Annotated in this window: 20 protein-coding genes; 10 read left to right on the forward strand and 10 right to left on the reverse strand. The window is 49.8% G+C overall.

Translation table 11 applies throughout. From position 1 onward, the window contains the following. Positions 1–56 precede the first annotated feature (56 nt). A complete protein-coding gene (gene sucC / locus SD10_RS18365) occupies positions 57–1,274 on the forward strand; it encodes an ADP-forming succinate--CoA ligase subunit beta (RefSeq protein WP_046575739.1) in 1,218 nt (405 codons plus the stop codon). A 91-nt stretch (positions 1,275–1,365) separates the two neighbouring features. On the opposite strand, the gene SD10_RS18370 is transcribed toward sucC, so the two are convergent. Then, entirely contained in the window at positions 1,366–2,196 is an 831-nt protein-coding gene (locus SD10_RS18370; protein ID WP_046575741.1) for a M48 family metallopeptidase, read from the reverse strand. A 188-nt stretch (positions 2,197–2,384) separates the two neighbouring features. Here SD10_RS18370 and SD10_RS18375 point away from each other — a divergent pair, with 188 nt between their 5' ends. The 9 genes from SD10_RS18375 to SD10_RS18410 all read left to right on the forward strand — a co-directional run bounded on the left by SD10_RS18375 (position 2,385) and on the right by SD10_RS18410 (position 9,598). After that, a complete protein-coding gene (locus SD10_RS18375; RefSeq protein WP_046575742.1) occupies positions 2,385–2,996 on the forward strand; it encodes a fumarylacetoacetate hydrolase family protein in 612 nt (203 codons plus the stop codon). Positions 2,997–3,051: 55 nt separating this feature from the next. Beyond that, positions 3,052–5,121: a M23 family metallopeptidase gene (locus SD10_RS18380; RefSeq protein ID WP_046575745.1), complete on the forward strand. Its 2,070-nt coding sequence runs from the start codon at positions 3,052–3,054 to the stop codon at positions 5,119–5,121. 83 nt (positions 5,122–5,204) lie between these two features. After that, entirely contained in the window at positions 5,205–5,654 is a 450-nt protein-coding gene (gene bcp, locus SD10_RS18385; protein ID WP_046575746.1) for a thioredoxin-dependent thiol peroxidase, read from the forward strand. Positions 5,655–5,745: 91 nt separating this feature from the next. Next, entirely contained in the window at positions 5,746–6,603 is an 858-nt protein-coding gene (locus tag SD10_RS18390; protein WP_046579753.1) for a transketolase, read from the forward strand. Between the two features lie 76 nt (positions 6,604–6,679). Then, entirely contained in the window at positions 6,680–6,817 is a 138-nt protein-coding gene (locus SD10_RS29160) for an AAA family ATPase (RefSeq protein WP_227699008.1), read from the forward strand. A gap of 137 nt (positions 6,818–6,954) precedes the next feature. Beyond that, positions 6,955–7,908: a transketolase family protein gene (locus SD10_RS18395; protein ID WP_046575748.1), complete on the forward strand. Its 954-nt coding sequence runs from the start codon at positions 6,955–6,957 to the stop codon at positions 7,906–7,908. A 119-nt stretch (positions 7,909–8,027) separates the two neighbouring features. Continuing rightward, a complete protein-coding gene (locus SD10_RS18400; RefSeq protein WP_046575750.1) occupies positions 8,028–8,600 on the forward strand; it encodes an RNA polymerase sigma factor in 573 nt (190 codons plus the stop codon). Between the two features lie 70 nt (positions 8,601–8,670). Beyond that, positions 8,671–9,135 carry a hypothetical protein gene (locus tag SD10_RS18405; RefSeq protein ID WP_046575752.1) on the forward strand — a complete coding sequence of 155 codons (465 nt, stop codon included), beginning with the start codon at positions 8,671–8,673 and terminating at the stop codon, positions 9,133–9,135. Between the two features lie 10 nt (positions 9,136–9,145). Continuing rightward, complete coding sequence (locus tag SD10_RS18410; protein ID WP_046575754.1) at positions 9,146–9,598, forward strand: hypothetical protein; 453 nt, start codon at positions 9,146–9,148, stop codon at positions 9,596–9,598. A 75-nt stretch (positions 9,599–9,673) separates the two neighbouring features. Here the strand turns inward: SD10_RS18410 and SD10_RS18415 are convergent, their stop codons facing one another. The 9 genes from SD10_RS18415 to SD10_RS18455 all read right to left on the reverse strand — a co-directional run bounded on the left by SD10_RS18415 (position 9,674) and on the right by SD10_RS18455 (position 26,370). Continuing rightward, a complete protein-coding gene (locus tag SD10_RS18415) occupies positions 9,674–12,454 on the reverse strand; it encodes a M14 family metallopeptidase (protein ID WP_148562556.1) in 2,781 nt (926 codons plus the stop codon). A gap of 268 nt (positions 12,455–12,722) precedes the next feature. Next, complete coding sequence (locus tag SD10_RS18420; RefSeq protein WP_046575757.1) at positions 12,723–13,880, reverse strand: Gfo/Idh/MocA family protein; 1,158 nt, start codon at positions 13,878–13,880, stop codon at positions 12,723–12,725. Positions 13,881–13,918: 38 nt separating this feature from the next. Continuing rightward, complete coding sequence (locus SD10_RS18425; RefSeq protein ID WP_046575759.1) at positions 13,919–14,950, reverse strand: sugar phosphate isomerase/epimerase family protein; 1,032 nt, start codon at positions 14,948–14,950, stop codon at positions 13,919–13,921. Between the two features lie 285 nt (positions 14,951–15,235). Then, the gene (locus SD10_RS18430) at positions 15,236–16,453 is read right to left on the reverse strand and encodes a class I mannose-6-phosphate isomerase (RefSeq protein WP_046575760.1); all 1,218 of its coding nucleotides are present in this window, start codon (positions 16,451–16,453) and stop codon (positions 15,236–15,238) included. Between the two features lie 22 nt (positions 16,454–16,475). Beyond that, the gene (locus SD10_RS18435; protein WP_046575761.1) at positions 16,476–17,537 is read right to left on the reverse strand and encodes an aldose 1-epimerase family protein; all 1,062 of its coding nucleotides are present in this window, start codon (positions 17,535–17,537) and stop codon (positions 16,476–16,478) included. A gap of 150 nt (positions 17,538–17,687) precedes the next feature. Then, positions 17,688–18,443 (reverse strand): 3-keto-disaccharide hydrolase, encoded by a 756-nt coding sequence (locus tag SD10_RS18440; protein ID WP_394330474.1) that lies wholly within the window; start codon positions 18,441–18,443, stop codon positions 17,688–17,690. Between the two features lie 126 nt (positions 18,444–18,569). Beyond that, positions 18,570–21,272, reverse strand: coding sequence for a c-type cytochrome (locus SD10_RS18445; protein ID WP_046575763.1), 2,703 nt, complete (start codon positions 21,270–21,272; stop codon positions 18,570–18,572). Positions 21,273–21,685: 413 nt separating this feature from the next. Further along, positions 21,686–23,203, reverse strand: a complete 1,518-nt coding sequence (locus tag SD10_RS18450; RefSeq protein WP_046575764.1) for a RagB/SusD family nutrient uptake outer membrane protein — start codon at positions 23,201–23,203, stop codon at positions 21,686–21,688. A 50-nt stretch (positions 23,204–23,253) separates the two neighbouring features. Next, positions 23,254–26,370 carry a SusC/RagA family TonB-linked outer membrane protein gene (locus tag SD10_RS18455; protein WP_394330475.1) on the reverse strand — a complete coding sequence of 1,039 codons (3,117 nt, stop codon included), beginning with the start codon at positions 26,368–26,370 and terminating at the stop codon, positions 23,254–23,256. Positions 26,371–26,443 lie beyond the last annotated feature (73 nt).

The raw sequence follows: 26,443 nt of genomic DNA on the forward strand, positions 1-26,443 counted from the left end.
CCTGTTTAACTTGCCGCACAAAAATACGATTTCCAATCCTCTTTGTTGCAGTTGTCATGAATATACACGAGTATCAGGGCAAAGAAATTCTCAAAAAGTACGGTGTCCGCATTCAGGAGGGCATTGTCGCTGAGTCGCCCGAGAAAGCCGTTGAAGCCGCTAAACTCCTGATCGCTCAATCAGGTCAGAAGTTCGTAGTGGTAAAGTCGCAAATCCACGCGGGTGGGCGCGGAAAAGGCCAGATCGTCGGCTCTGAGCAGCGTGGTGTTGCTTTGGCCAAATCGGTAGATGCCGTACGCGACATTACCAAGAACCTCATTGGAAATGTACTGGTTACGCATCAGACAGGACCGGAAGGCAAGCGGGTGAATAAAGTTCTCATCGCTGAAGATGTCTATTACCCAGGGCCATCGGACCCGAAAGAAATGTACATCGGTATTCTGCTCGACCGGACAAAAGCCTGCAACGTGATTATGGCCAGTACCGAAGGTGGTATGGACATTGAAGAAGTAGCTGAACATACGCCCGAAAAAATTGTGAAGGAGTGGATTGACCCAGCGGTTGGTCTGCAGCCTTTTCAAGCCCGAAAAGTGGCTTTTGGTCTTGGACTCGAAGGCGAGGCATTCAAAGAAATGGTGAAGTTCGTAACATCGCTTTACAAAGCGTATGTAGATACGGATGCATCCATGTTTGAGATCAACCCAGTATTGAAAACGTCGGACAATAAGATTCTAGCCGTCGATGCCAAGGTGAATCTGGATGACAATGCCCTGTATCGCCATCCTGAGCTGAAGGCAATGCGGGACTTGGCCGAAGAAGATCCGCTCGAAGTAGAAGCGTCTGCGAATGACCTGAACTATGTAAAACTTGACGGAAACGTTGGTTGCATGGTAAACGGGGCAGGCCTGGCCATGGCTACGATGGATATTATTAAATTATCGGGTGGCGAACCGGCCAACTTCCTCGATGTTGGGGGCGGTGCGAATGCCAAAACCGTGGAAGCTGGCTTTCGGATTATTCTGAAAGACCCGAACGTAAAAGCCATTCTGATCAATATTTTCGGGGGTATCGTTCGTTGCGACCGCGTGGCGACGGGTGTTGTCGAAGCCTACAAAGCGATTGGCGATATTCCGGTTCCAATCATCGTTCGGTTGCAGGGTACAAACGCTGAAGAAGGCGCGAAAATCATTGATGAATCAGGACTGAAAGTACAGTCAGCCGTTCTGTTGAAAGAAGCCGCCGAAAAAGTGCGTCAGGTAATCGCAGGACTATAATCAATATATCCGACAGCAAGATACTGTCGGATACAAATAAAAAAGCCGGCGTGTACACGCCGGCTTTTTTATTTATTGTAGGCTCAGTGCGTTATCGGGCACTGGCATAATATTTCTGAGCGTCGGGCAGCAGTTTCTGTAAGTCAGCGATACGGCGTTCGTCGGATGGGTGGTCCGATAAAAACTCAGCAGGTGCTTTCCCCCCACCTGCTTTGGCCATCCGTGTCCAGAACGTGATTGCTTCTCTTGGATCATAGCCTGCCATCGACATAAAAATCAGCCCTAAGTGATCGGCTTCTGATTCCTGTTTACGGCTGTGAGGAAGACCGACACCATATTGATAGGCTAATGGGCCAACGACGCCAAATGCCTGCTGGAATATAGCCTGTGTCTGCGCGCTTTTACCCGATGTGCCAATACCGGTTGCTACCTGACCAGCCTGAAGAAGACCATTGGCCACTAATCCTTCACTCATCCGTTCGTTACCGTGTTCAGCAATGGCGTGAGAAACCTCATGCCCCAGTACCGTAGCCAAACCAGCTTCATTCTGTGTGTACGGTAAAATACCAGAGTAAACGACGATTTTACCGCCGGGCATACACCAGGCATTTACCTGATTACTTTGCACCAAATGATACTCCCATTTGAACCCTTCAAGCCGTTTGCTGTAGCCGTTGCTGTTCATATAACTTTCAACAGCCCGACGAATACGATCGCCAACTCGATTGACCATTTCAGCATCGCCATTACTGGTGCTGATAACCTTACTTGTATCCAGGAATGCTTTGTATTGCGTGAAGCTCATAGAAAGCATGTCATTGTTAGGTACTAAAATCAGTTGCTTTCGTCCCGTTAAAGGTACTTTCTCGCAAGCCGTAACAGCAAAAGCGAGTGACAACATGACAATTATGATTTTTTTCATTTTTATGTGTTTTTAATGGTAGTATATTCTGACGTTATATGACGTGCAAAGTACTAGAATTGTTCAAAATTTTATGAACCGATGCGGTCAGCCCCTCATTAGTCCTTAGATTTGTAGCATTTGGATTGGTTTAATGTAACGCGGACATGCTGTCCGCACAGATGCGGACAGCATGTCCGCGTTACTCTATGAAAATTATTTGCGTTGGCCGAAATTACGTTGAACACATCAAGGAGCTCAACAACGAACAGCCCGAGGACCCGGTCATTTTCATGAAGCCCGAAACGGCTATTCCTCTGAAACATGAGCCATTTTTCTACCCGGATTTTTCCACGGATGTTCATCACGAAGTTGAGATTCTGGTGAAAATCAATCGAGTGGGAAAGAATATTGACGAGAAGTTCGCCCATAAATATTATGACGAAATAGGCGTCGGAATTGACTTTACTGCCCGTGATGTGCAGAGTAAACTGAAGGCAAAAGGCTTGCCCTGGGAGCTGGCGAAAGGCTTCAATGGCTCTGCTCCTATTTCAAACTTTGTTTCTAAAACCGATTTTCCTGATTTACAGAATCTGAACTTTCGGCTGGATATCAATGGCGAAACCCGTCAGGTAGGAAATACAAGCCTGATGCTGTTCAAGATCGACTACCTGATTTCGTTTGTATCGCGGTATTTTCTGCTACAACAGGGCGATATTCTATTTACAGGCACGCCGAAAGGCGTTGGCCCCGTTCAGGTGGGCGACCGCTTGACGGCATTCATTGAAGATAACCCAATGCTTACGTTTGACGTAAAATAGGCGTCCTTATTGATCGGACTCTAGCCAAGGTTGCGGTTTCCAATTGACTTTACTTTTGAAACAAAGACTAATTTATAATCTGGTAGTAGCTGCTCTGTTTGGTTCAGGGGTAGTCCTTGGACAAACCAGCCCTCCGTCTGCACCGACCAAACCCGCTGCTCAGACGGGCTACATTCAGCCCGGCACGATCGAGGCCGGTTATTTTCAATTTCCGATTCAGCCCGGTGGGGCAAACTCCCTCTCAGGTGGCATGGGCGACTTGCGCCCCAATCACTTTCATGCAGGTCTGGATATTCGTACCGGCGGCCGCGAAGGACTGGATGTCCATGCGGCTGCTGATGGTTACGTAGCACGAATTGCTGTATTCACGGGGGGCTATGGAAATGTCATTTTCATCAAACATCCCAACGGTCTGACCACCGTTTATGGCCATTTGAAGGCCCTGAAAGATACCCTCGGCACTTACCTGCGTGAGCAGCAATACCAGAAAAAAACTTTTGAGATTGACCTCCGTCCGCAACCGGGCCAGTTTCCGGTTAAGCAGGGGGATGTGATTGCGGCTTCGGGCAATACGGGTGGGTCGGGTGGACCGCACCTTCATTTCGAAATTCGAGATGTCAAAGACAATTTGATCAATCCATTGCTGTATAATTTTTCGGAAATCCAGGACAACGTACCGCCCTATTTCGAACGAATTGCCATGAAAACGATGACGCCCACCTCGCGCATCAATGGCGAGTATCAACGCATCAGTTTCGTCCCCGTGCGTCAGTCCGATGGCTCTTACACGATAACGAAACCCATTACGGCGTCGGGTCTGATCGGAATGGAGGTGTTAGCCTATGATAAAACGAGTGGCTCTCCGTACCGAAACGGCATCAGTTGTCTGGAAATTCGGCTCGATGGGCGGGAAGTGTTTGCCTACAACATGAACAGTTTCCCGAATGAGCAAACCCGGTTTATGAACATCCACGAGAACTACGAAGTGGAGCAGACCACCGGCCAGCGTTACCACCGAGCCTACATTGCGGATGGCAATATTCTGAATCTATACAAGCTACAAAGTAACGCGGCTTACCGGGGTCGATTACCGTTGCTGGATGGCCAAGCGCACGAGGTCACCTTAATTCTTTACGACGCCTACGACCATTCTGCCAAATTGACCTTTACGATCATGCCCGAAGTAGCAACGACCAACCCGCTCCGGACAGACTCCATAGCCGTTCAGCCGGCAAGCTACTCGCCTGAATCAGTCAACGGAGAGACAGCCGCGACCGTCACTACTGACGAAAATGTACTGAAGTTAACGGTCCGAAATATAGTCGCTGGCAATGCACCAGTCGCTAAACTTATCACAGGTCGGACCGTTGTGGAACAACCGGTTAGTTATGTTCGCAACAACCAAGCGGTTTATCTTATAGATTTGCGGCAGGCTTTGCCCGACTCGGTTCAGTTTGGCCGGGGTGTGATCCGAACAAATTTCAAAAAACGGGTAATACCGGGGCGGGCCGAGGTCGTTACTGATGGAAACACACGATTGGAGTTTGGCGCTAAAACATTGTTCGACACGTTACACCTGGCCATGCGGCCGTTGCCGGGAGGAGGAATCGAAATTAACCAGCCGACTATTCCACTCAACGATTACCTAACGGTTCAGTACGTACCGAATTACTCAATTACCATCGATACCATGCGCACCAAAGCGTATTGGGTAAGTGGCGGTCGCGAAAGTTTTCTGGGTGGAAAATGGAGCAAAGGCAAGATTGAATTTAAAACCCGTTCGCTGGGCCGCTTCCAGTTAATGACCGATGCCAATCCGCCGTCGGTCGAAATTTTGAGCGCGACACCCAAAGGCATCACGGCCAAAATTAGGGATGATCTGTCCGGCATTTCTGAATTCAGGGCACTAGTGAATGGCGAATGGGTACTTATGCAATATGATTACAAACGAGCCCTGTTGTGGTCAGACAAGCTGAATCCAGAGGAACCGTTTGAGGCCGGTGCCGAAGTGCTGGTTCAGGTTAAAGATCATGCCGGAAACATTGGCTCCGACAGTACAACCATTGACGTGCCCCGTCAGCCGGTAAAGCGTAAAGCCGCGCCGAAAAAGGGACGAAAAAGATGATGAAGTTAGTTTACAATTTTTGGTTTACGTTGGTCTGACTGCCCTACAAATCAAAAACCGTAAACCAAAAACCAAAAACCATAATGAGCCTACACATTGGCGACCTAGCTCCTGACTTTACAAGCACTGACCAGAATGGCCAGCCCATTAAACTGTCTGACTACCGGGGCAAAAAAGTGGTTCTCTACTTTTATCCGAAGGATAATACACCTGGTTGCACGGCTCAGGCTTGTAGTCTTCGCGATAGCTATGCCGATTTGCGGGCCGCAGGATACGAGGTTCTGGGAGTGAGTATCGATGATCAGAAATCTCACCAAAAATTTATCAGTAAATTCGAGTTGCCGTTTACGCTTATAGCCGATACCGATAGGAAGGTGGCCGAGGCTTATGATGTCTGGAAAGAAAAGTCCATGTACGGACGGACGTATATGGGCACTGTCCGAACAACGTTTCTCATCGATGAGAACGGCGTCATCACCGATATTATTAACAAAGTAGACACTAAAAACCACGCAGAACAGATTTTACCTTAATGCGATCCTTCCGCCGGGGCAGCCATAACGCTGTGCAGGCGGGAACTCGCCATCGTTGATTAAAAAAGCGGGATTTTATCCGCACTACTACATGGAAATAGACCAACTCAAACACACTGCAACCGCCGTTCGGCGTGACATTCTTCGCATGGTAGCAGCCGTTAACTCCGGGCACCCCGGTGGTTCTCTAGGTTGTACTGATTTTCTGGTCGCCCTTTATTTTGAGGTGATGAACCGGAAAAAAGATGCCAATGGCAATCCTGTCTTCGACATGGATGGCCGGGATGAAGACATTTTCTTTCTGTCGAATGGCCACATTTCGCCAGTATTCTATTCAGTACTGGCGCGGGCGGGCTACTTTCCCATTTCAGAGCTGGCTACGTTCCGGAAACTGGATAGCCGGTTGCAGGGCCACCCTACAACGGCTGAACATCTGCCAGGTGTTCGCATTGCATCGGGTTCGTTGGGCCAGGGCTTGTCGGTAGCCAGCGGTGCGGCTTACTCCAAAAAACTGAATGGCGACAAAAGCCATGTATACGTTCTGATGGGCGATGGAGAGCAGCAGGAAGGTCAGGTTTGGGAAGCGGCTCAATTTGCTCCGAACAAAAAACTAGGTAACCTAACCGCCATCATCGACCTCAACCACGCCCAGATTGACGGCACGACCGACAATGTAAACAGCAACCGCGATCTGGCAGCCAAATACCGTGCGTTCGGCTGGTTTGTCGACGAGATGGAAGGAAACGACATTGAAGACGTCATCCGGACGCTTAAGAAGTCGCAGGAAAATCCAGAAGTACCGACCATGATTCTGATGCACACCGAAATGGGCTTCGGCGTCGAGTACATGGTTGGCAATTATAAATGGCACGGCACGGCACCCAACGCTGACCAATTGACGCAGGCGCTGAACGGGCTGCCCTTATCAATTGGTGTAACGGATTATTGATTGTACCAAACAGCCTCTGGCTGTTTGTGGCGGAATGCAAAATCAAACAGCCAGAAGCTGTTTGGTACACAGACACATGAACATCAAACGCCTGGTCATCGAAAATTTCAAGTCCATTGAACGGATCGAGCTCATTGAGCTGAGTCCGTTCACAGTCTTTGTCGGTCCTAACGGGTCGGGCAAATCGACTATTTTCGAGGCTTTGAAATACTGAAATCTGTACAATAGAATAGGTGATTTAAGTGAAAGCTGATTTGGAGACAAATCAGCTTTTCTAAACAGGCATAATAGAACTGACGAAGTCAATTTTTTTGATGAATTAACAGACGTAAGGGATTACGTCTCTACACTATGAAAAAATACGAATACACGGAGAAAAAAGATACGCGTTCGGGCTTCGGCGCGGGCATCGCAGAGCTAGGCCGATCAAACCCTAACGTTATTGCACTAACCGCCGACCTGGCGGGTTCGCTTAAGCTAGATGTCTTCATTAAAGAAAACCCGGAGCGTTTCGTTCAGTGCGGGATTGCCGAAGCCAACATGATTGGTGTATCAGCGGGGCTAACCATTGGCGGCCACATTCCTTTCGCGACAACATTCGCCAACTTCGCTACCGGCCGGGTGTATGACCAAATCCGCCAGTCGGTTGCATACTCGAACAAAAACGTTAAAATCTGCGCTTCCCACGCCGGTTTAACCCTTGGCGAAGATGGCGCTACCCACCAGATTCTGGAGGATTTGGGTATGATGAAAATGCTACCCAACATGACCGTCATCAACCCCTGCGACTATAACCAGACGAAAGCCGCTACCATGGCCATTGCCGACCACGTAGGACCGGTTTACCTGCGCTTCGGACGTCCGGTGATTCCGGTATTTACCCCGGCTGATCAGAAATTTGAAATTGGTAAAGCGTGGACCGTTAATGAAGGGAAAGACGTCTCGATTTTCTGTACGGGCCACCTTGTCTGGGAAGCCATCAAAGCGGGCGAAATGCTGGCCGAAGAAGGAATTGACGCCGACATTATCAACATTCACACCATAAAACCGTTAGATGAAGAGGCTATTCTTGCATCGGTGAAGAAAACGGGTTGTGCTGTATCGGCCGAAGAGCACATGATCAATGGTGGATTAGGCGATAGTGTTGCCCAAGTATTGGCTCGCAACTACCCTGCCCCGCTTGAATACGTTGGTGTACATGACACCTTCGGTGAGAGCGCTACACCCGACCAACTGATGCAGAAATATGGACTCACGGCCGACAAGATTGTCGAGCAAGTGAAAAAAGCAATGGCAAGAAAATAGGGTTTCGGTTTACGGTTTGTGGTTTATGGTTTGTGGTTGGCTGACGCCTATAACGTGCTTACGCGTCAGCCAACCACAAACCATAAACCACAAACCATAAACTGTGAACCGTTGACCGAATGACTGACGAAGAAATCCTCGCCAAATACCGCGACCCGTCGAGCCGGAACTACGCCTTTAATCTGCTGGTGCGCAAGTATCAACAGAAAATATATTGGCATATCCGCAAGATGGTCATCGATCATGATGACGCCGATGATCTGGTGCAGGAAACATTTATTAAAGTCTGGAACAGTCTGGAACAGTTTCGGGGTGATAGTCAGTTATATACATGGGTGTACCGCATTGCGACCAACGAGTGTCTGAACTTCCTCAACAAGAAACGCCGGCGCTTTTTTCTGCCCATCGGTGATGTTGAGGGAGAGTTGATGGAGAAGCTGGAAAGTAATTCCAGTTACGTGACATCGGGAAGCGAACCCACGGGTGAGGAGGTGCAGATGAAGTTGCAAAAAGCACTGCTCAAATTGCCCGATAAGCAACGGCTTGTGTTCAACATGAAGTACTTCGATGATATGAAGTACGAAGAGATTGCTGACATTACTGGTACATCCGTTGGCGCCTTGAAAGCGTCCTACCATCTGGCCGTAAAAAAAATAGAGGATTTTATCACAAAAACTGATACAACCGATTAAACCCAGGCCAGCTGATACTGTCAAACACCTATAACCGAATTGGAATCGTGTAATACACACACCACTTACCATGAACGAGGATAATAACTTCCGGCTTGACGAATTACCACCAGAACACCCGATGCGGCAACTTCCGTTTGCGGCACCGGATGGCTATTTCGACACGCTGCCCTCTCGGGTGCAGGCGCGTGTTATGCACAAGCCCAAACCAGCCTTTAGTATCAGTTGGTCATGGCAGCGCACTACAGCCTCATTGGTTGGGGCCAGCCTAATTGCGCTGCTGGTCTGGCAAACGTTGCCGCAACGTCAGGAATCGCTGCCAAGTGAAGCACTGGCTGGCGTGAGTGATGACGTCATTACGGCTTATCTCGACGAGCAGGGTATCAATGCCGATGAGCTAGCCGATAGCCAGCAACTCCATTCTTCTCTGGGCAATGACACAACGGCTATTCAGTATTTGAACGTGCAGCCCGCCGACATTCAGCAGCATATTAAGGACGAGGTTCTTTCGGACAATCCGAATGTAGGCTCCTGATTTATTTAGCATGGTTAACTTTACCGCGATGAAACACGCATGGATTGGCTGGATGATTGCCCTGACACTGACGACCCAACTCGCCAACGCACAGAATGATCTCAACGGACGCCAGAAAATTGAATCAGCAAAGATTGGATTAATCACCAATCGACTTAACCTGACTACCGATCAGGCCCCTCAGTTTTGGGCAGTTTACAACGAATACAACGCCAAGAAGCAGGAATTGAACCGGCGGGTTCGGCAACTGACCAATGAACCATCCCGCACTAACCTGAACGACAATCAACTGGTAAACGGCCTTCGCGAAGTCAATGCGACGAAGCAAAAACTGGCCGATCTTGATGAAGAATACATGAGCCGGTTTCTGAAAGTTATCAGCGCACAGCAATTAGCTGAGTTGTATAAAACAGAGCAGGTATTCAATAAAATGCTCCTCAATAAGTTGAATAACCAGAATTAGACCGTATTCGCTATCAAAAGAAAGCCTGACCCACAGTGGGTCAGGCTTTCTTTTGATAGTACTATTCACGTTCCGTTAAGGTGTCTTCAGCGCATAAAGCTGGTTGAACAGCAGCTTGAATGTACCCTGCGCCTGGGCGCGGAAGGTGATCTCGGGGCCAAAGGCAATTAACTTACCCGAGCCAACCGGCGCCATAAACGCGGTAACCCCATCCTGCAGATACCCTTGTCCCCAGGCCCAGCCACTGCGTAGCGGTTTAGCCGTCGAGAACCATGCCAGCGGTTTCACTTCGCCTTTGGCAATAGCATCTGGCGCTACTTTAAATACCGGGCTAGCATCAAAATAGACATCCGTTTTTGTAGGCATACCCCAGGTAGCTTGCTGAGTAGAGTCAAGGTCCACTTGTAAAATACTGCCTGGAATATAGTATTTCTCCGCTGGTAGCGGACGCTCCTGCCCACTAGCACTCATTTCAACCAGTGCATTTTTGATGGGTAAACCCAGGTGATAAGCGAGGTTCGTACTCGTACCGATGGTGACCACGCTTCCGCCCGCTTCCATAAATTGTTTCAACTTCGGAATTGACTTATCGGCAGTGATCTTACCGAGCCACGGCCGATACTCACTTGGTAACTCTTCTGCTTTTGGCTCTCGGGAGGCCGGAAACTCCCCTTCGCCCCGACCGGCCGTTGCATTGCCAACACCCGGAATAGCGCGGGTTACGAACAGAATCACATCATATTTCTTTCGTAAATCACCCGCGTCAATGTCCTGCGCATACACCAATTGGACCGGGAAATGGTATTGCTCCATCAGCCAGCGGGTCCAGCCCGAAGGCATCGAGCCACCATACGTATCCCAAAGGGCAATGCGCATGGGCGACACCTTGGTCATGGACGTGGTTGGTTTTTTAGACAACCCCGTCACGGCTAGCCCTAATTCGCTGGTTGACTTATCCAGTATAGCTTTCGCTTTGGCCGATGCCGGCACAAAAAATGAACCAGCCTCAATGCCAGACTTATCCCCTACCCCATTTGGCAGACGGTATACATCGACACCCGCTTTAAGCAAATCATTGACCGCGATAAATGAGTTGTTGGCCCGCGCGCCCAGCACGTAGCCAGCTCCGGCCGGACCATCTACATGACCCTTCGGTGACTGTAGTTCGCCATACGGCAGTTTCTTAAACGGACCATCGAAGCCATCCAGAACCCGATCAAACTGAACCCCCATCTGATAGGCAAGTGTCCAGCCAGCAGCATCATAGGGCCGAACGGGCGGACCACCGGGATACTGGAAATCATTCGGGTGATCCTGCGGCTCGAACATGTCAATGACGTGTGGCCGGAAAGCCTGATCGGTTTTTACCACATAAGAACCCGCCGGATATTTCTTGCCAGCTACCGAGAAATCGGCGGTTGCCTGCTGAATCTGGATGCCGGTTTTTATCAAGGCATTCACGAATTTAACCGCCGTTGGAAAATCGGGCTGGTTCGCCGTAATAATGAACCCCCGAGGATCGCGCAGAACGGGCGCTTTCATAATGGTATCATAATATTTGATCGGCATTCCACCGCCACGAGGCAGTAATCCATTCTGATCTGGGTTAGCTAAAGCACCGGCACCAGGCGTCGATTTCTTCTGAGCGGCCTGATAGGCCTGCGTAATGGCATCAATTCGTTTTGGCGATAAGGTCCAGTAGTCACCACTGCCCCGCTCAATTGAGTTCTTGCCCATCCGGTAGATGTTGTACAGCAACTCATCAGCGTGCCGGGCGGCATAGTTCAACGTAGCATAGTTGAGTGAAAGCGAGTAGTCGATTGATTGCTTAAAATGCCACTTTTGCGGTGTAACCGGGAAGGGCGTATTGCCGTTCGGAATGAGTCGCTGTGGAACCAGCGGAACATCTTCAGGAGTTGGATTGCCGATAATTTCGGTGAGCAGGCCAATCATGTTGTGAAAGTGCGTGGTAGTACGCAACCCGCCATTATACCAGGTCGAAAAAACAGATCCGCCAAGACGCGTATAACCCGGTTTGTTCTCCGCATTTAGTCGGTTGATCATCGCGGCTCCTAAAGCGTCAATACCGGTAATCATCAGTGGATCAAACACATAGTTGAACGGATCGCGGTAGGGCGGCCCCGCCAGAACCGAACCGGCTGGCCCGCGCTGGTGGTGGTTGTACATGATCTGCGGCATCCACTCAACAAATAGCTGACGACCGATATTCTGAGACTCTTTCATGTTCATAATGAAGAAATCCCGGTTGTTATCGTGCCCAACGTATTTCTGATATAAGCGCGGCAAGTTATCCAGCGTTCGTTTCTCGGGTGTCGGATTGCGCATATACCAGTTCGACACAATCTCCTGCCCATCCGGGTTGGCATGCGTCAGCAGAATAACGACATTATCGAGAATCTTCAGCGTCTCGGGATCTTTGCGGCTGACCAGCTGATAAGCCGTTTCAATGAGCTGGTGAGTGCCAACGGTCTCGGTGGCGTGCAAACCGCCATCGATCCAGACAATGGCTTTCCCTTCATTGGATAGGGCGCGGGCTTGTTCTTCGCTGATGCCTTCGGCACGGGCTAACTTTTGGGAGATTTCTTTGTAAGTAGCCAACTTTTTGATGTTTTCCGGCGAAGAAACGATCAGCATAAACTGATGGCGTCCTTCTTCGGTCAGACCAATATCAACCAGTTTGGTCCGGTCTGAAGTTGCCAGTTTTTTAATGTAGGCTTCGGTCTGGGTATAAGTAGCCAGGTGGTAATCGTCGCCGATAGCAAAACCAAAGTGCTCTTTGGGCGTAGGGATTGTTTGTGCCTGCACAACCAGTACGCCCAGCGACAGCACGAACATAAACGAATGGAGAATTTTTTGAATCATAAGAATATTGGATCGGGCAGTTGTGGTAACGCATACAAATTAGGCACTTATCTGCACAGACTACCAAACCTTTGTTACTTTTTTTAACAGTATGCCTTTTTTTATATTGCATTATAGACTATTGCCAAAATCAATATTAAGTATTTATACTGTCCGCCCACGTATATAGTGAGCTTATTCTGGTCTATAAAAAAAGGGATTACAGTTATGTAATCCCTTTTTTTAGTATTTAAAAAGCCCGTTATACGTCCGTAGCACCAGTCTCTTTCCAGCTTCTGGACGTTGCCGATTCCAGCACCGCTTCGCAGACTTTCTGGGTTTGCAAGGCATCCAGGAATGTAGGCGCACAAGGTTCGCCAGTTTCAAGACTCTTGAAGAAATCAGCGGCCTGGTGCACAAAGGTATGTTCATAGCCAATGATCGTTCCGGGTATCCACCACCGCTTCATGTACGGCTGATCGCCATCCGTTACAAGTATCGAACGCCAGCCCCGCACAATAGAATCATCCGCATGGTCGAAATACTCCAGGCGATTCATGTCATGTAAATCCCACCGAATAGACGCATGCTCGCCGTTGATTTCCAGTGTATATAAAGCTTTATGGCCACGGGCGTAGCGCGTCGCTTCGAAAAGCCCTAACGAGCCGTTGCCAAAATGGCAATGAAAAATACAGGCATCGTCGATACCGACTGGCTGGACTTTACCCGTTACCTGATGCATCCGCTCTTTGACAAACGTTTCGGTAACGGCCGATACATCCGTAATAGCCCCATTCAGCCACATGGCCGTGTCGATGCAGTGAGCCAGCAGATCACCGGTTACACCCGACCCGGCCGCATCGACATCCATACGCCAGGTACCGGTTCCGCCTTGTGGCACATCGGCACTGATGGTCCAGTCTTGCAGGAAGTTGGCCCGGTAGTGAAAAATCTTGCCAAGCTTGCCCGAATCAATGATTTGTTTGGCCAGCGTAACGGCGGGTACACGCCGGTAGTTATACCAGACGGTATTCTGAACGCCTGCCTTTTCTACAGCGTCTACCATTTGCTGGGCTTCGGCCAGGGTTCGGGCGAGGGGTTTCTCGCATAGAATCATCTTCCCGGCTGCGGCTGCGGCAATAGCAATTTCGGCGTGGGTATTGTTGGGGGTACAAATATCGACGGCGTCAATATCATCGCGGGCAATGATGGCTCTCCAATCCGTTTCGATGGACTCATAGCCCCACTGATCAGCAAATTTCTGTACACTCTCTTTGTTGCGCGAACAAACAGCCTTCAGTACCGGACGGTATTCCAATTCAGGAAAAAAATCGCCGATTCGTTTATATCCATTCGAGTGCGTCCGGCCCATTAAACCGGCTCCTATCAAACCAATTCGTATCTCTTTCTTGGGTGTCATGTTGTTGGGTATTCAGTTTAGGGTATTCGGTTTACCGACTATTCACGCCAGCCATGTTCGTTCCGCACCTTGATCATCGTCCCCAGAATGTCATTCCAGGTTTGCTGGTTATTCATTACGGAATTGGGAAACATACAACCATCCCAACAAATGTGCTTAAAGGCTTTGGTGAGTACCCCATTTTCGTCGCGCAGCCAATACCCAGCATCATGAACGACATCGAGTTTACCGTTTGGGTCTAAAGCCTGGCAATGCCGACCGGTCTTATCGTGCGATCCGGAACCGAATACCGTACCGTCATTTTGCGCCACGTGGAAGTCGATTGTCCATGGACGCAGGGCTTTTGTTATTGTTTTAAGGGCTTCCTCCAGTGTTTTCCGGTCACTCCAGTCAAAGTCAGGGGGCAAAATACGATCTTGCTCACGGTTGTAGCCCAATGTGTACAACAAGGTATGGGCCATATCGGCCTGAAAACCCATATTTGGGCGATCGACCGCTTCCAGCGTTTCAAGCATGGTTTTCCAGCTCTGCATTCCGCCCCAGCAGATTTCGCCTTCAGCGGCCAGCTTCTCACCAAAATCAGCGGCTACATCGCAGGCTTCACGAAACGTTTGGGCAATGATTTTGGAGTTCCCTTCGGGATCGGCATCCCAGGCCTGGGGCGAGCTGGACGAATCAATGCGGACAATGCCACTTGGCCGAATACCCAATTCGCGTAGCCGCTGCCCGAAGTGACAGGCTTTGCGTACCATTTCGACAAACGTAGCCCGTTCTTCTTTACTGCCCATTGCCGAACCTGCCCAGATGGGAGCTACCAGCGAACCAATTTCAAGGTCATAACCCGATACCTTATCCACCAGGCGTTTGATGTCATCGTCCGTGCTGTCAATGTTAATGTGCGGGTCAAGAAGACCAATATCAATACCGTCGAATTTGACACCGTCTACCTCCGCGGCAGCCGTCATTTCGAGCATCGTATCAAACGGAATGGGTGGCTCTGAATCCGGACCTTTACCGACAATACCGGGCCAGGTCGCATTGTGGAGTTTGGGATAGTTATTCTCGTTCATGAGGGATTGGTTTGTAGGTTACAGATTGTGGTTGGTCGTTTGCGGTTTTTGGTTCTTGGCGGTTTGTCGTTACAGTTGCATATCCGTGGTCTGTCTCATTATCCGTGACCCGTGTTTTCACGGGCCACTTTAGCGTCAGCAACAGTTTCGGTCTTATTCCGCGAATGAGGATGTTTAGTTTGTCGTTTGTGATTGCTGACGCGACTATGGCCCGTGATGACACGGACAAAGCGCAGGCCACAGATGCACAACCGTAAACGACAAACCGTAAATCTATAAACTCGTTTACAACACTAAGTCAGGGTTGCCCGGACCAAAGTGTTTCAGCATTACAATGGGGTCCGTTGTTGAGGCATTTACGATGGTGACGCCCGTCATGGCCGCTTTTTCGCTCACAAAAAATTCGTCATTCGTCAATTGACCGTATCGAATCAAAGCGGGGGTTTCGATGTGCCAGTCGTTTAATTTACCATGGCCCTGCATCATAATCAGGCCGTAGGCAGCACTGTCTTTGATGGTTACGGTCTGGCCGGGAAAAACAGTAAGCTCTTTGGCACTGAACGCGTCGGACTTATAACAAACCCAGTTTTCGATATAGCCTTCCATTTCCTCAAGCGGCCGTACGGGCAGGGGTTTCATAAACCGATTGGCCATCATCTGCGGGTCAACGTTCAGATCCCAGTCGATGGCTTCCATGAGTTGGTCAAAATCGCCAATGCGGTCTTTGGGTGTCCCATTCCAAAGCAATTCTTCCGGAATAATGGCTTCGTTCACCAGCGACTGGTACATGGCGAACACGTCAGAGGCTTTCTGAGGCTCGTAGGTACACAGGCTACCCGGCGCGTGAAGCAATCCCGGCGGCACGTCCCAACCCGTTCCCGGTTCCAGTCGATAGGCCGACGAATAATTCGTGATCTTGTTATCGCCTTTGGTGAAGTTTTGCAGACATTCTTTGATTTGCTCTTTTGTAGTGCCGGGAGCGATACCAAAAAATGTATAAGGAAAATCGCCACCGTGGTTATTGACCTGGGGCGGGAAATAATAGGCTTCGGGTTTTCCTAACTGGCCAATCAGGGCCGCCTGCTCATCATTATGGTGCAGGTGGTGCGGCAAAGGACCCATGTTATCGAAAAACTTAGAGTACATCGGCCAGGCGCCGTACTCGTTCCACAACCGGTCGCCGATCAGTTCGCCTTTCAATTCATTCACGGCATCTTTCAGCAAGAACTGAACCTCAGCTCCCCCATCGTTGAAGACAACATGGCTTAAGCCTTCATTTTCACCAGTTAAAGGGCCATTTTTAGCGGGTGTCGTCGACGAGAACCAGCGCTCATCAATACCGCCCCGTTCGCCCCCCAGCACATAATAATCGTCGGGGTGTAGTTTGATTCGGCGGCCAGGTACACAAAATGACCGGGGAACCCAGGTCGGGGTTAACCGCAGGACGCCCTGCCCTTGTTCCAATGCTTTTTCTATCAAACTAAATGTTGACGTTGTTTCCATACAGGGTTTTATTAGTAATCAGCTAGCGATGTTTTGTCAGAAAGTCAGTAAGAGCGGCTTTCTCATGTAAAATTTCAATTTCCAGATCGTAGGATCGGGTTTCTCCGGGCGCCAGAAACAGGAGTTCCTTTTGTTCACGCGCTTTAGCCTGACCAATCAGCGGATTGGTTGCCGGTTCGAGGCCCGTCACGTATTCCCCTTTTCCCCAGTGTTGCCAGTTGATCAACCAGGGCAGTTGGTCTTTGCGAAACCGCAACGCCATGGCAATTTCCAGCTTCTCATTGTGCAGGCCAGCCGTACACAAACCAGAACTATCGGGAGCCGCATCGATCGATGCGACGGCTTCACCCGTGCCGTTGTGCGTAACTAAAGGAGCCGGACATTTACGAAAATCATTGCCTTCATGAAAGATGTCGGCATTGATACCGCCTTCACGAGCTTTCCAGTCTCCCTGCCAGATAATATCCGTGCCTTCGTCGACCAATGGCCAACCGAAATTAAAGTGGTAGAGCAACATGTGTGGCATGGGTGTGTTGCCCCGGTTGATAACCTCGTCGTGAATCCGAATGAAGGGTTGCCCTAAGGTGCCCGAAATCGTCCGTTTCAGTTCAAGGCTGGGGCCAAATATCTTCGTCTCCTTTATCCGACCGGTGATACTCATTTCGAGTTGGCCTGTCAGCAGATCGGGTTGAATAATGGATTCGATTTCGGCGGGGCTGTTGCTTATCTGCCCATGCAATCCCCGTTCGCCATAGGCATCCTGCTCAGGACCACCCACATGCGACAGCCCACAGGTAATCAGCAGACCACCCCCAAATGTCCGGAGCCAGTCAGCACCCTTATCTGAAAAAGGTTGGGGCGGGGTAATCCCCGTGTGACTGAGCCAGGCGAGGCTGTGTTGGTTAAAGAAAGCATCAGCGATGTCCATCGCCCGATCAATGACCACTTTATAACGGAGGCCCGTTCCGGTATTGATCCAGGCGATGCGCGTCCCGCGACCCGTTCCATTGTCCAGTATGGACGTTTCAATTCCGCCTACTTGAGCCGGATTCGTGACTTTATCTGTCCAGGGTTGTTGAGCCAAGGGTAGTTGGGTGGTTAACAGTTTATCGTTTACAGTTTGTAGTTTACGGTTGGTGGTATGTGGTTTGTGATTGTTTACCGCACCGGCAGATCGGCGGAAGCATTACGCATGCGTCAGCCAACCGTAAACCACAATACTGCCAACCACAAACTATAACTGCTTCAGCATCAGGTTGCGGTATTGCACTTTCATGGGTGGACCAACGTGTACCTGTACACCCATCAGACCCTTAGCTTTGCCATTAACGGTATCCTCGTCTGTGACTTCGCTCATGAGTACATCGTTAATGTAATGCTGCAACCGATTCCCTTTTATCACTAACCGAAATGTATTCCAGTCTTCAGCTTTGATTTTTGTTTTGAGCGAGTCCGAATTTCCCAGTGAGCCAGTCACGGTCAGTCCGCCCCAGGCATTATTTTTCACGTTGGCCCGAACAGCTTCGGGTGTGGCGGCACCGGTGTAGGGTGGAATGGTTGTTTTCTGCCCCCGGTAAGCCAGCGTTGTCCGCTTGCGCTCCTCGTAGTTCTGTCCGGTGTAGCGATTCTTACCATCAATGTCGGCCTGATACCCGCGAAGAGCGAAGGGCACATCGGTCAATTGATCGCTGCGGTAGTTGATACCGGAATTTCCTTCGCTGGTAATGTTAAACTCCCCTTTGAACTCAAAATCGCCCGGCTCACCACCGCGCCAAATGATAAAGTTGTTGGTCTTCAGAAGCGTCGTTGGGGTAATCTCACCGACTAAATTACCATTCTCCACCCGCCAGTACGTCGGGTCGCCGTCCCAACCCTTTAGCGTTTTGCCATCGAATATCTGAACAAACCCGTCTTTATCTTTCTTCTGTGCCACGCAGGACGTTCCTAGGCTAGCCGTCATGGCAACGGCCAACATAAGCCCAAAATGCATAACGCTGATGCTGATTTTTTTCATTCTGTGAATTTGTTTTAGTAGGGTGGATATCCTGCCCGCCTGGTCATAAAAACCCATGCCCAGGCGGGCAGGATGTGGGAATGCCGCACCACCACTTACATGTTATTTCCCTTTCGATCCGCCACTAGCGGCTTTATACACTTCGTTGTTCTGATTACCACCCGATTTCAGGTAGGCAACTAGGTCTTTCAGCTCGTCGGGATTCAGGCTGTTGATCAGGCCCGGCAACATAATGGAGACGGTAGAGTTTTTCTTCGAAACGACGTCTTTCTTGGCCACTTTACGTAGCTGATCTGGGGCAAACGGATTCTGAGAAATCGAATAACTTCCTTTGTCTTCGTTAACCAGACGACCCAGTACAGACTCCCCGTTTTTCAGCGTGAAAATGGTAGACACATACTGATCTGAGATGGCTTTGTCGGGGTAAATGATGGCTTCCAGTATATCTTTATTGGAAAACCGAGTGCCAAGCTGGGTCAGGTCGGGCCCAATATCGCCCCCCTGGCCGCCCATCGAATGGCAACGGCTACACAAAATGGCCGAGTAGATTTTCTTCCCAGTGTCAAAGCTCCGGCTTGTCGATCCACTATCGAGCACCGCTACCGCGTTGTCCAGTTTCCACGGCCGACCGGGACCTTTGGGAGCGTAGTCGCTCACAAAATCGTTGCCCGATGCTGATAGCAGATCGGCTCCCGACAATTTGTTGTATTTCTCAAACTGATCTTTTGGTACGTGGTTCAACGCCAGTTTGCGGGCTCTGTCAATGAAGCCAACATAGCTGCGACCGCCCTGATATTTGAATGCGTTGCCGAACCAGGAGAAGTATTTTGCCCGAAGTTCCGGCGTCCAGCCCGTATCTTCCCGGCTAAGCATAACGGCATAGAATGTCTGTTGCAGGGGCGGCACTTTGGCCAGCATACTGGCGATGTCAAGCCCGTATTGTGGATTGCGCAGAATAAGATCGGAAGATGCCGTACTAGTTTCGAGGCCCAGGTCTTTACTTCCCGGTTCATCTTTGATGTCCATCAACGCCAGCGTCTTCGTGACCACACCCGGAGCTTCGAGCGCAATCAGGACCTTGCTAAGACCCCGGTTCATCAGGGCAGTTTTTGCTGGATAATGCGGGTTCAGGTAGGCAATTACTTTTTCTTTATCGGCTCCCTCAGGCATGCCCATCCGCAGGAAAACCAGTTCGAATGCGCGACACAGGTCAAACTGCTGCGACTCCGGCAACTGATCGTATTTTATCGTGACCAGCGCATTCAGCAATTTACTTTTCTGCGCGGCATCGCCTTGCCGGGCCAACGCGATAGCGGCTTGCGTTAAGCGTTGTGGATCGGTCTCGGTAAATACCTTGTTTTGCCATTGGGCTACCGGCTGGTGTTCAACAGCAATCCGGGCAGCATACCGCACAAAACGATCGGGATGATTCAGGTTAGGCCAGGCAGCGGCAACAGCGGCCGGGTTTGCCCCCTGATGATACTGTTCCAGTTGGGTTCTGAGCTGATGCTCTTTCGTCAACACAGGAGCTTTGGCAACAGGCGTTACCGACTCGGTGCCTGTATAGGTGATCCGGTACAGATCCGACTCCAGCCGACGCCCGCCCGTCAGGAAATACAGCGCGCCATCGGGGCCGAACATCCCGTCTGTTAGTGGAAGTGGTGATCCTGAGATAAACTCTTCGCGTTCGGCCTCATACGATGCGCCTTTAGGTTTCAATTTAATCGAATATATAATTCCGAAGCTCCAGTCGAAGGCAAACAGCGATTGACGATAGCGTTCCGGGAAGCGGGCATTTTCGCCGAAGACAAGGTTCGTTGGTGAGCCCTGACCAATGTTCAGGACTGGTGGCAGATTGTCAGGGTTGCCGGGGAGCCATTTGCCATTGCCTGTCCGCCAGCCAAACTCAGCACCACTAGGCACGTGGCAGATGCGGGTAGGCCGATACCAGGGCAGACCAAAATCCCACTCCATGTCCGAATCATAGGCAAACATATCACCAGCTTCGTTGAAGGCAATATCGAACGCATTCCGAAAACCAGCGCCTATTAGTTCCCACCGCTTTCCTTCCGGATCAATATTAGCGATCCAGCCACCGGGGGCCATTCGGTTATTGGCGTGGCCACGAGGGTCCTTTATCTGCGGAAACAGGTTATCTTCTTTCCAGTTGGATGGCAGACGGTAGGCGTCCATTTCCGGCACATCGGTATGGTTACCGGCAATGACGTATATCGATTTCTTATCGGGCGAGAGTTTTATACTGTGGGGCCCATGTTCGCCCGGTTCACCTTTCAGGGCTTTCAGTAAGGTTACCTTGTCGAACTGGTCGTCGCCATCGGTGTCCTGCAGCCGATAGAGCCCGCTTCCCTTATCGAATTTTTTATTTTGCCAGTTATTCACCATCACGTAGAGGCTATTGAAAGCATACAGCAAGCCCTGTGCATAGCCCATAACCACCGTTGTATCGCCGGGTTGAACAACACCCACTTTCAGTTTTTCTATTTTGGGCTGCGATGAACCCGAACCAATTGGCGGCAGTTCGAGCCGATACAAAAAGCCATATTGATCAGAGGTGATCATGCGGCCTTTGTCATCAAACGCCATTGCTACCCAGGAACCCTCTTTGTTGTCGGAGGGACTGTATAAGTGCTCTGCTTTAAAGCCGGGCAGTAATTTCAGCTTGTCGATTTTGGGGTTATCAGCAACCGGATTTATCGAATTTGCACCCTGCATACTAATCCAGGACGTTCCGATCAGAGCGAACGCAGCAACGACTAAAAGTAGTTTGGCTGGTTTGTAGAACATAATTCTATTGAGTAAGTAAGTTTGTAGCAATGCCCCATGAATGGCATGTCGGATAACAATCAGGCGTATACTTCTTGGTATAAAGCACATAAACAGGGCAATATACCGACCCATTCTTGGCTGATAAACGAAAGAAAAGAAGCAGAGCCGAAACGATTCTGCTTCTATTGATTCATTATTACCAACCTACATTAAACATAAAAAAGAACTTGATTTTCATTTCCCTTCCGGCTCAAAAGCGTCCGTTTCGCTATACATAAAATTGCTTGCGTATGCGTTGGGTTCTTAAACCCGACAGACGAGGACGGTGCGCCGTTACGATTCTCAAAACCTCCTTAGTTGATTGCTTCGGTTTTAAGAAACCTCGCTTGTCAGTTTTAAGAAACTGACCCCACATCAACATCGGCCTATGATTAGAAATAAGGCGTCAGGGCCGACTCAACGGCAGGAAGTCCATAATAATCGTCCAGAACTGTAAAGGCATTCGGTGGCGGAACGGCTCCAGCCGGGAAATAGTAGTCGGCTGGATTGGCTTTCACTTTAGCGCCATAAGCCCCAATGATCTCCTTCACGCGACCCGTTCTGGTCAGATCAAACCAGCGTTTGTTTTCAAAAGCCAGTTCAACCCGTCTTTCTCTGAAGATGGCTTCCCGCATATCGGCCTGCGACGATGCTTTCGTTGGTGCCAGCCCCGCACGGTCCCGCACCTTGTTTAGGTGACCAGCCGCTTCTCCCGCTTTCCCCTGCTCATTCAAGGCTTCGGCCATAAAGAGAAGCACTTCGGCGTAGCGATATACCGGCCAGTTTTGACCCGTGTTGTTGTTGAGGGCGTGCGGCCGTGCGTATTTTTTAATATATGGGTACTTCTTCTCAGCCCGAAGGCTAGTACTCAACGTAACGGTTCCAATCGAAATATCTTTCCGTTTGTCACCCGATTCATAGGCTGCAATAAGATCTGGTGTAGGAATATTATTGCTCTCCTGGGAGGTCGGCTGTGGATTTGACGTACCCACGATAGGGGCAATCTCGGCTGCGGTAATAGGCGATGGCAGAAAACGGTAGATCTGATTTCCATTATACCCAGCCGAACCTTCCAGATACTGAATCTCAAACACCGACTCCGCATTGTTTTTATTTGTATTGGTATACGAAAACGCGTCATTATAATCAGGCATCAGTGAATACCCGTCCTTAGTGATCACATCTCTCAGTACGGGTTCAGCTTGCGCCCATTTCTTCTGCGTAATGTATAAATTCGCCAGCAGCGTTTTAGCCGCTCCCGACGTAGCCCGACCGGCCTCCTGAGTAGCTTTATTAGGCAGAGCGGTACTGGCGGCCAACGCATCTTTCTCAATCTGAGCATAAATTTCCTCCGTTGAGGACAAGGGCAAGGCGGCATCTTCGCGGCCCGTAACCGGCGTTAAATGCAACGGCACTTTACCGAACAAGCGAACCAGATCGAAGTAGGAAAAGGCTCTCAGAAATAAGGCCTGGCCCTTGATATTATTTTTGATTGCCTCACTGGTAAACGTGATGCCGGTCCCATCGATTAGTGACAGGATTTGGTTGGCGCGCGAAATAACGACGTAATTCAGGCGAAACTGCTGCAAAACGTTATCATTTGCCGTAACGCCATTGGCCGTCGGAACGGCAAAATCAGCTACATTCTCCGTTGGGTCAACGGCACCATACAGTGTATTTCGGGCGTAATAAGTATTGTCGGAGTGCATTTCTTCCAGCACCCATGCCCGTTCGTTATACATCTGTCGAAACGGCACATACGCGCCGTTGACGGCTTGCTGGAAATCAGCTTCTGTTTTGAAGAAGGTGGCCGAACTCAAGGCCGTTTCCGGGATTACAGTCAAAAAATCTTTCTGGCAACCGGTTAGCGCAATGCCTAACAACCAGGTAGCAATAAGTCTTGTTTTCATTCTATATAGGAAATAAGAATGTTGAAAATGAGTTTGATAAGCTTGCTGGCTTAGAAGTTCAGGTTGATCCCGGCCGTGTACGTACGTGGGACCGGATAGTTGGAATAATCAACACCCTGGCTCAAATTGTCTCCGGGTCCATCTCCGGCTGCGTTTCCACTGGTTTCCGGGTTTGGCCCGCCCCAGTACTTCGTAAATATGTACACCTGCTGTACAGACGCATAGAGCCGGGCCGATTTGAAGAACTTGTTCAACGGACCGAAACTATAGCCTACGGTTATGTTTTTGATGGTAAAAAACGACGCATCGGCCAGGAACTGCGAACTGTGCCAGTCGCGCTCGATACCCGTAAAGTTCCCCCCATTATTGGTTGCGCCAAACTGACCGGCTCCGGGTGTAATCACTGTGGTGGCCACATTTGTCGTGATGCCATTATTGACAACCTGCGTGTTCTGAACACGGAAGCGATCTTTTACGCCCTCAACCATGTTGAAAACCCCGTCCAGGTTTGCGGTGCTATATAAGTGGCGTACCCACAACTGATTGCCATAGGACCCGGAACCGGTAATCGAGAAGTCGAAATTGCCGTATTTCAGGTCGTTTGTAATCCCGTAAGTAAACTTGGGAAATGGACTACCCAGAATGGTCCGGTCGTCCATGTCACCACCGTTCGTAATGATGCCATCGCCGTTTACATCCTTGAACTTGATTGTGCCAATGGCCGACCGCCCTGGAATAACAGGCGATGTCCGCAACTCTTCTGCCGTTTGATAATACCCTTCTTTGACCAAACCATAGAACTGACCGAAGGGCTTACCAACTTGTGTAATGTGGAAACCCGTGCCACCATATACCCGATCGATACCGGGTGCCAGAGAGACAACTACATTGCGGTTGAAGGAGATATTGGCGTTGGTCGTCCATTTTAACCGACCCGTCGTATTTTTGGTGGTCAACGAGAACTCATGGCCCCAGAACTTAATCTCGCCAATGTTGTCGTTATAATTGGTAAAGCCGGATTCCTGTGGAATTTGTACGGCATACAGCAGATTCGTGGTTCGTTTGGTGTAGAAGTCATAAACGAACTGAATCCGATCGTTAAACAGCCCCAGGTCAAGGCCGACATCAAACTGTTTGGTCGTTTCCCAGCCTAAATTAGGGTTGGCCAGCGATGTTACAACGGCTCCCGTAGCGACGTTGCTGCCAAAGACCGCATTCGTCGTGTTATTGACCAGCGCGTAGGAAGTGTAGTTACCAATGTTGTTATTTCCAATTACCCCATAGCTGGCCCGGATTTTGGCAAACGAAACCTGCGGTGTTGATTTGAGAAAGTTTTCATCCGATACAACCCATCCTACTGACGCTGAGGGGAATGTACCGAATTGGTTGTTGGCCCCAAATCGGGAAGAACCGTCGGCCCGTATGGCCGCAGTGAATAAATATTTTCCTTTGTAGTTATACGTTAAGCGGGAAAGATAAGATGTCAGAGTCCACTGCTGAATATCGTTCCGTGTATTAGCGGGAGTGCCTGCCCGATCGATATTGAGCGCTCCCTGGATCGTTGGAAGCCGGTCATCGGCATAGGTATTGGCCGAAATCCGGGTAAACTCCTGCCGGAATTTCTGGTTCGTAAAGCCTGCCAGCAGTTCAAAATTATGGTCGTTGAAACTCCGTGAGTAGGTCGCCAGGTTTTCGTTCAGCCAGGACACGTTTTCCAGACTTTGCCGGGTCGACGAGGCCGTTGTTGGTATCGGAACATTGATGGCACTCGTTGCGGTCGACGGATTGAAGTAGAAAAACTTGGAGTTCAGGTATTCAATGTTAATAGTCGATTTAAGTGTCAATCCGCTGATGGGCCGATATTGAATGTATGCATTGGCCAATAGATTCGTGTTCCGGGTCTCGTTGACCAATTCGTTCGCGGCACGCACCCAGTTCGGGTAATTGAAAATGTTACCTGTACTACTTGGCAATGTGTTGTATTTGGTCAATTGGCCATTGGCGTCATAAATGGGCATAATCGGCCAGGTATGCAGCGCATTGAACAGAATTCCAGTTCCCCGGTCGCCGTCGGTTCGGGGTGTATTATCGAACACGTAAGACGGCGCTGCGTTGAAGCCAACCGTCACGCTCTTCGATAAATTATAATTCGAATTCATCCGCAGGGAATACCGCTTATACTTATTATTCAGAACAACCCCATCCTGATTAAATACACCCGCGACTAAAGACGTATTCGACCGTTCTGTGTTGTTTGATATACTCAAATTATAACTCTGAATAGGCGCTACCCGAAGCAACGCATTGTACCAGTCGTTGTTTTTCCCTTCGTATTGAGCCGGATTTTGGAATATATCCGGCACGGGCTGCAACTGGTCTTCGTAAAATTCCTTCTTGAACTGGGCGAACTGAACCGCGTTCAGCATTTTAACCCGACCTCGCATCGGTACTTGCTGGACACCCGCAAACGTATTGAAACTAATGTTGGTCTGGCCGGGCTTGCCTTTTTTGGTGGTAATCAGCACCACACCATTGGCCGCCCGCGACCCGTACAGCGAAGTCGAAGCAGCATCTTTCAGCACGGTGAGGTCCTCAATTTCATCGGGGTTAAGCTGGGCAATATTCCCCGTAATGGGGAAGCCGTCAATAACGTACAAGGGATCACTACCGGCCGTAACCGACACTTGCCCACGAATCCGGATGGATATGCCCTGACCGGGCTTCCCCGTCGTTTGGTTTATTTGAACCCCGGCCAACCGGCCTTGTAATTTTTGCCCGATCTGCGAAACGGGTAGGTCTTTGATTTCTGCCGCGCTTACCGTTTGAACAGCACCCGTTATTTCTTTTTTCAACTGGCTACCATAGCCTACCACAACGACCTCATTGAGCGTCTGGTCATCCGGCGCCAGCGCAACATTCAGCGATGTCCGGTTACCTACCACGACTTCTTTCCTTCCATACCCAACAAAACTGAATACCAGGGTTGCATTGGCATCGGGCACTGTAATTCGAAAGCTACCTTCGCCATCGGTTGTTGCTCCCTGCGTAGATCCTTTAACAACAACACTCACACCCGGTAAGCCATCTCCTTTTTCGTCCGTCACCTTACCCGTTATGGGTATATCCACTGCGCTCTTATCTACATGCTTTAGGGCGTTTAGCGCCATCAACTCATTGGGCAGTATACGCTCTTTTTGCTGGCTTTGGTTGGGCTCTTGAGCAAGGCAGGTAAATGAGCCC

The sequence above is a fragment of the Spirosoma radiotolerans genome (genome assembly GCF_000974425.1).
Lineage (GTDB): Bacteria > Bacteroidota > Bacteroidia > Cytophagales > Spirosomataceae > Spirosoma > Spirosoma radiotolerans.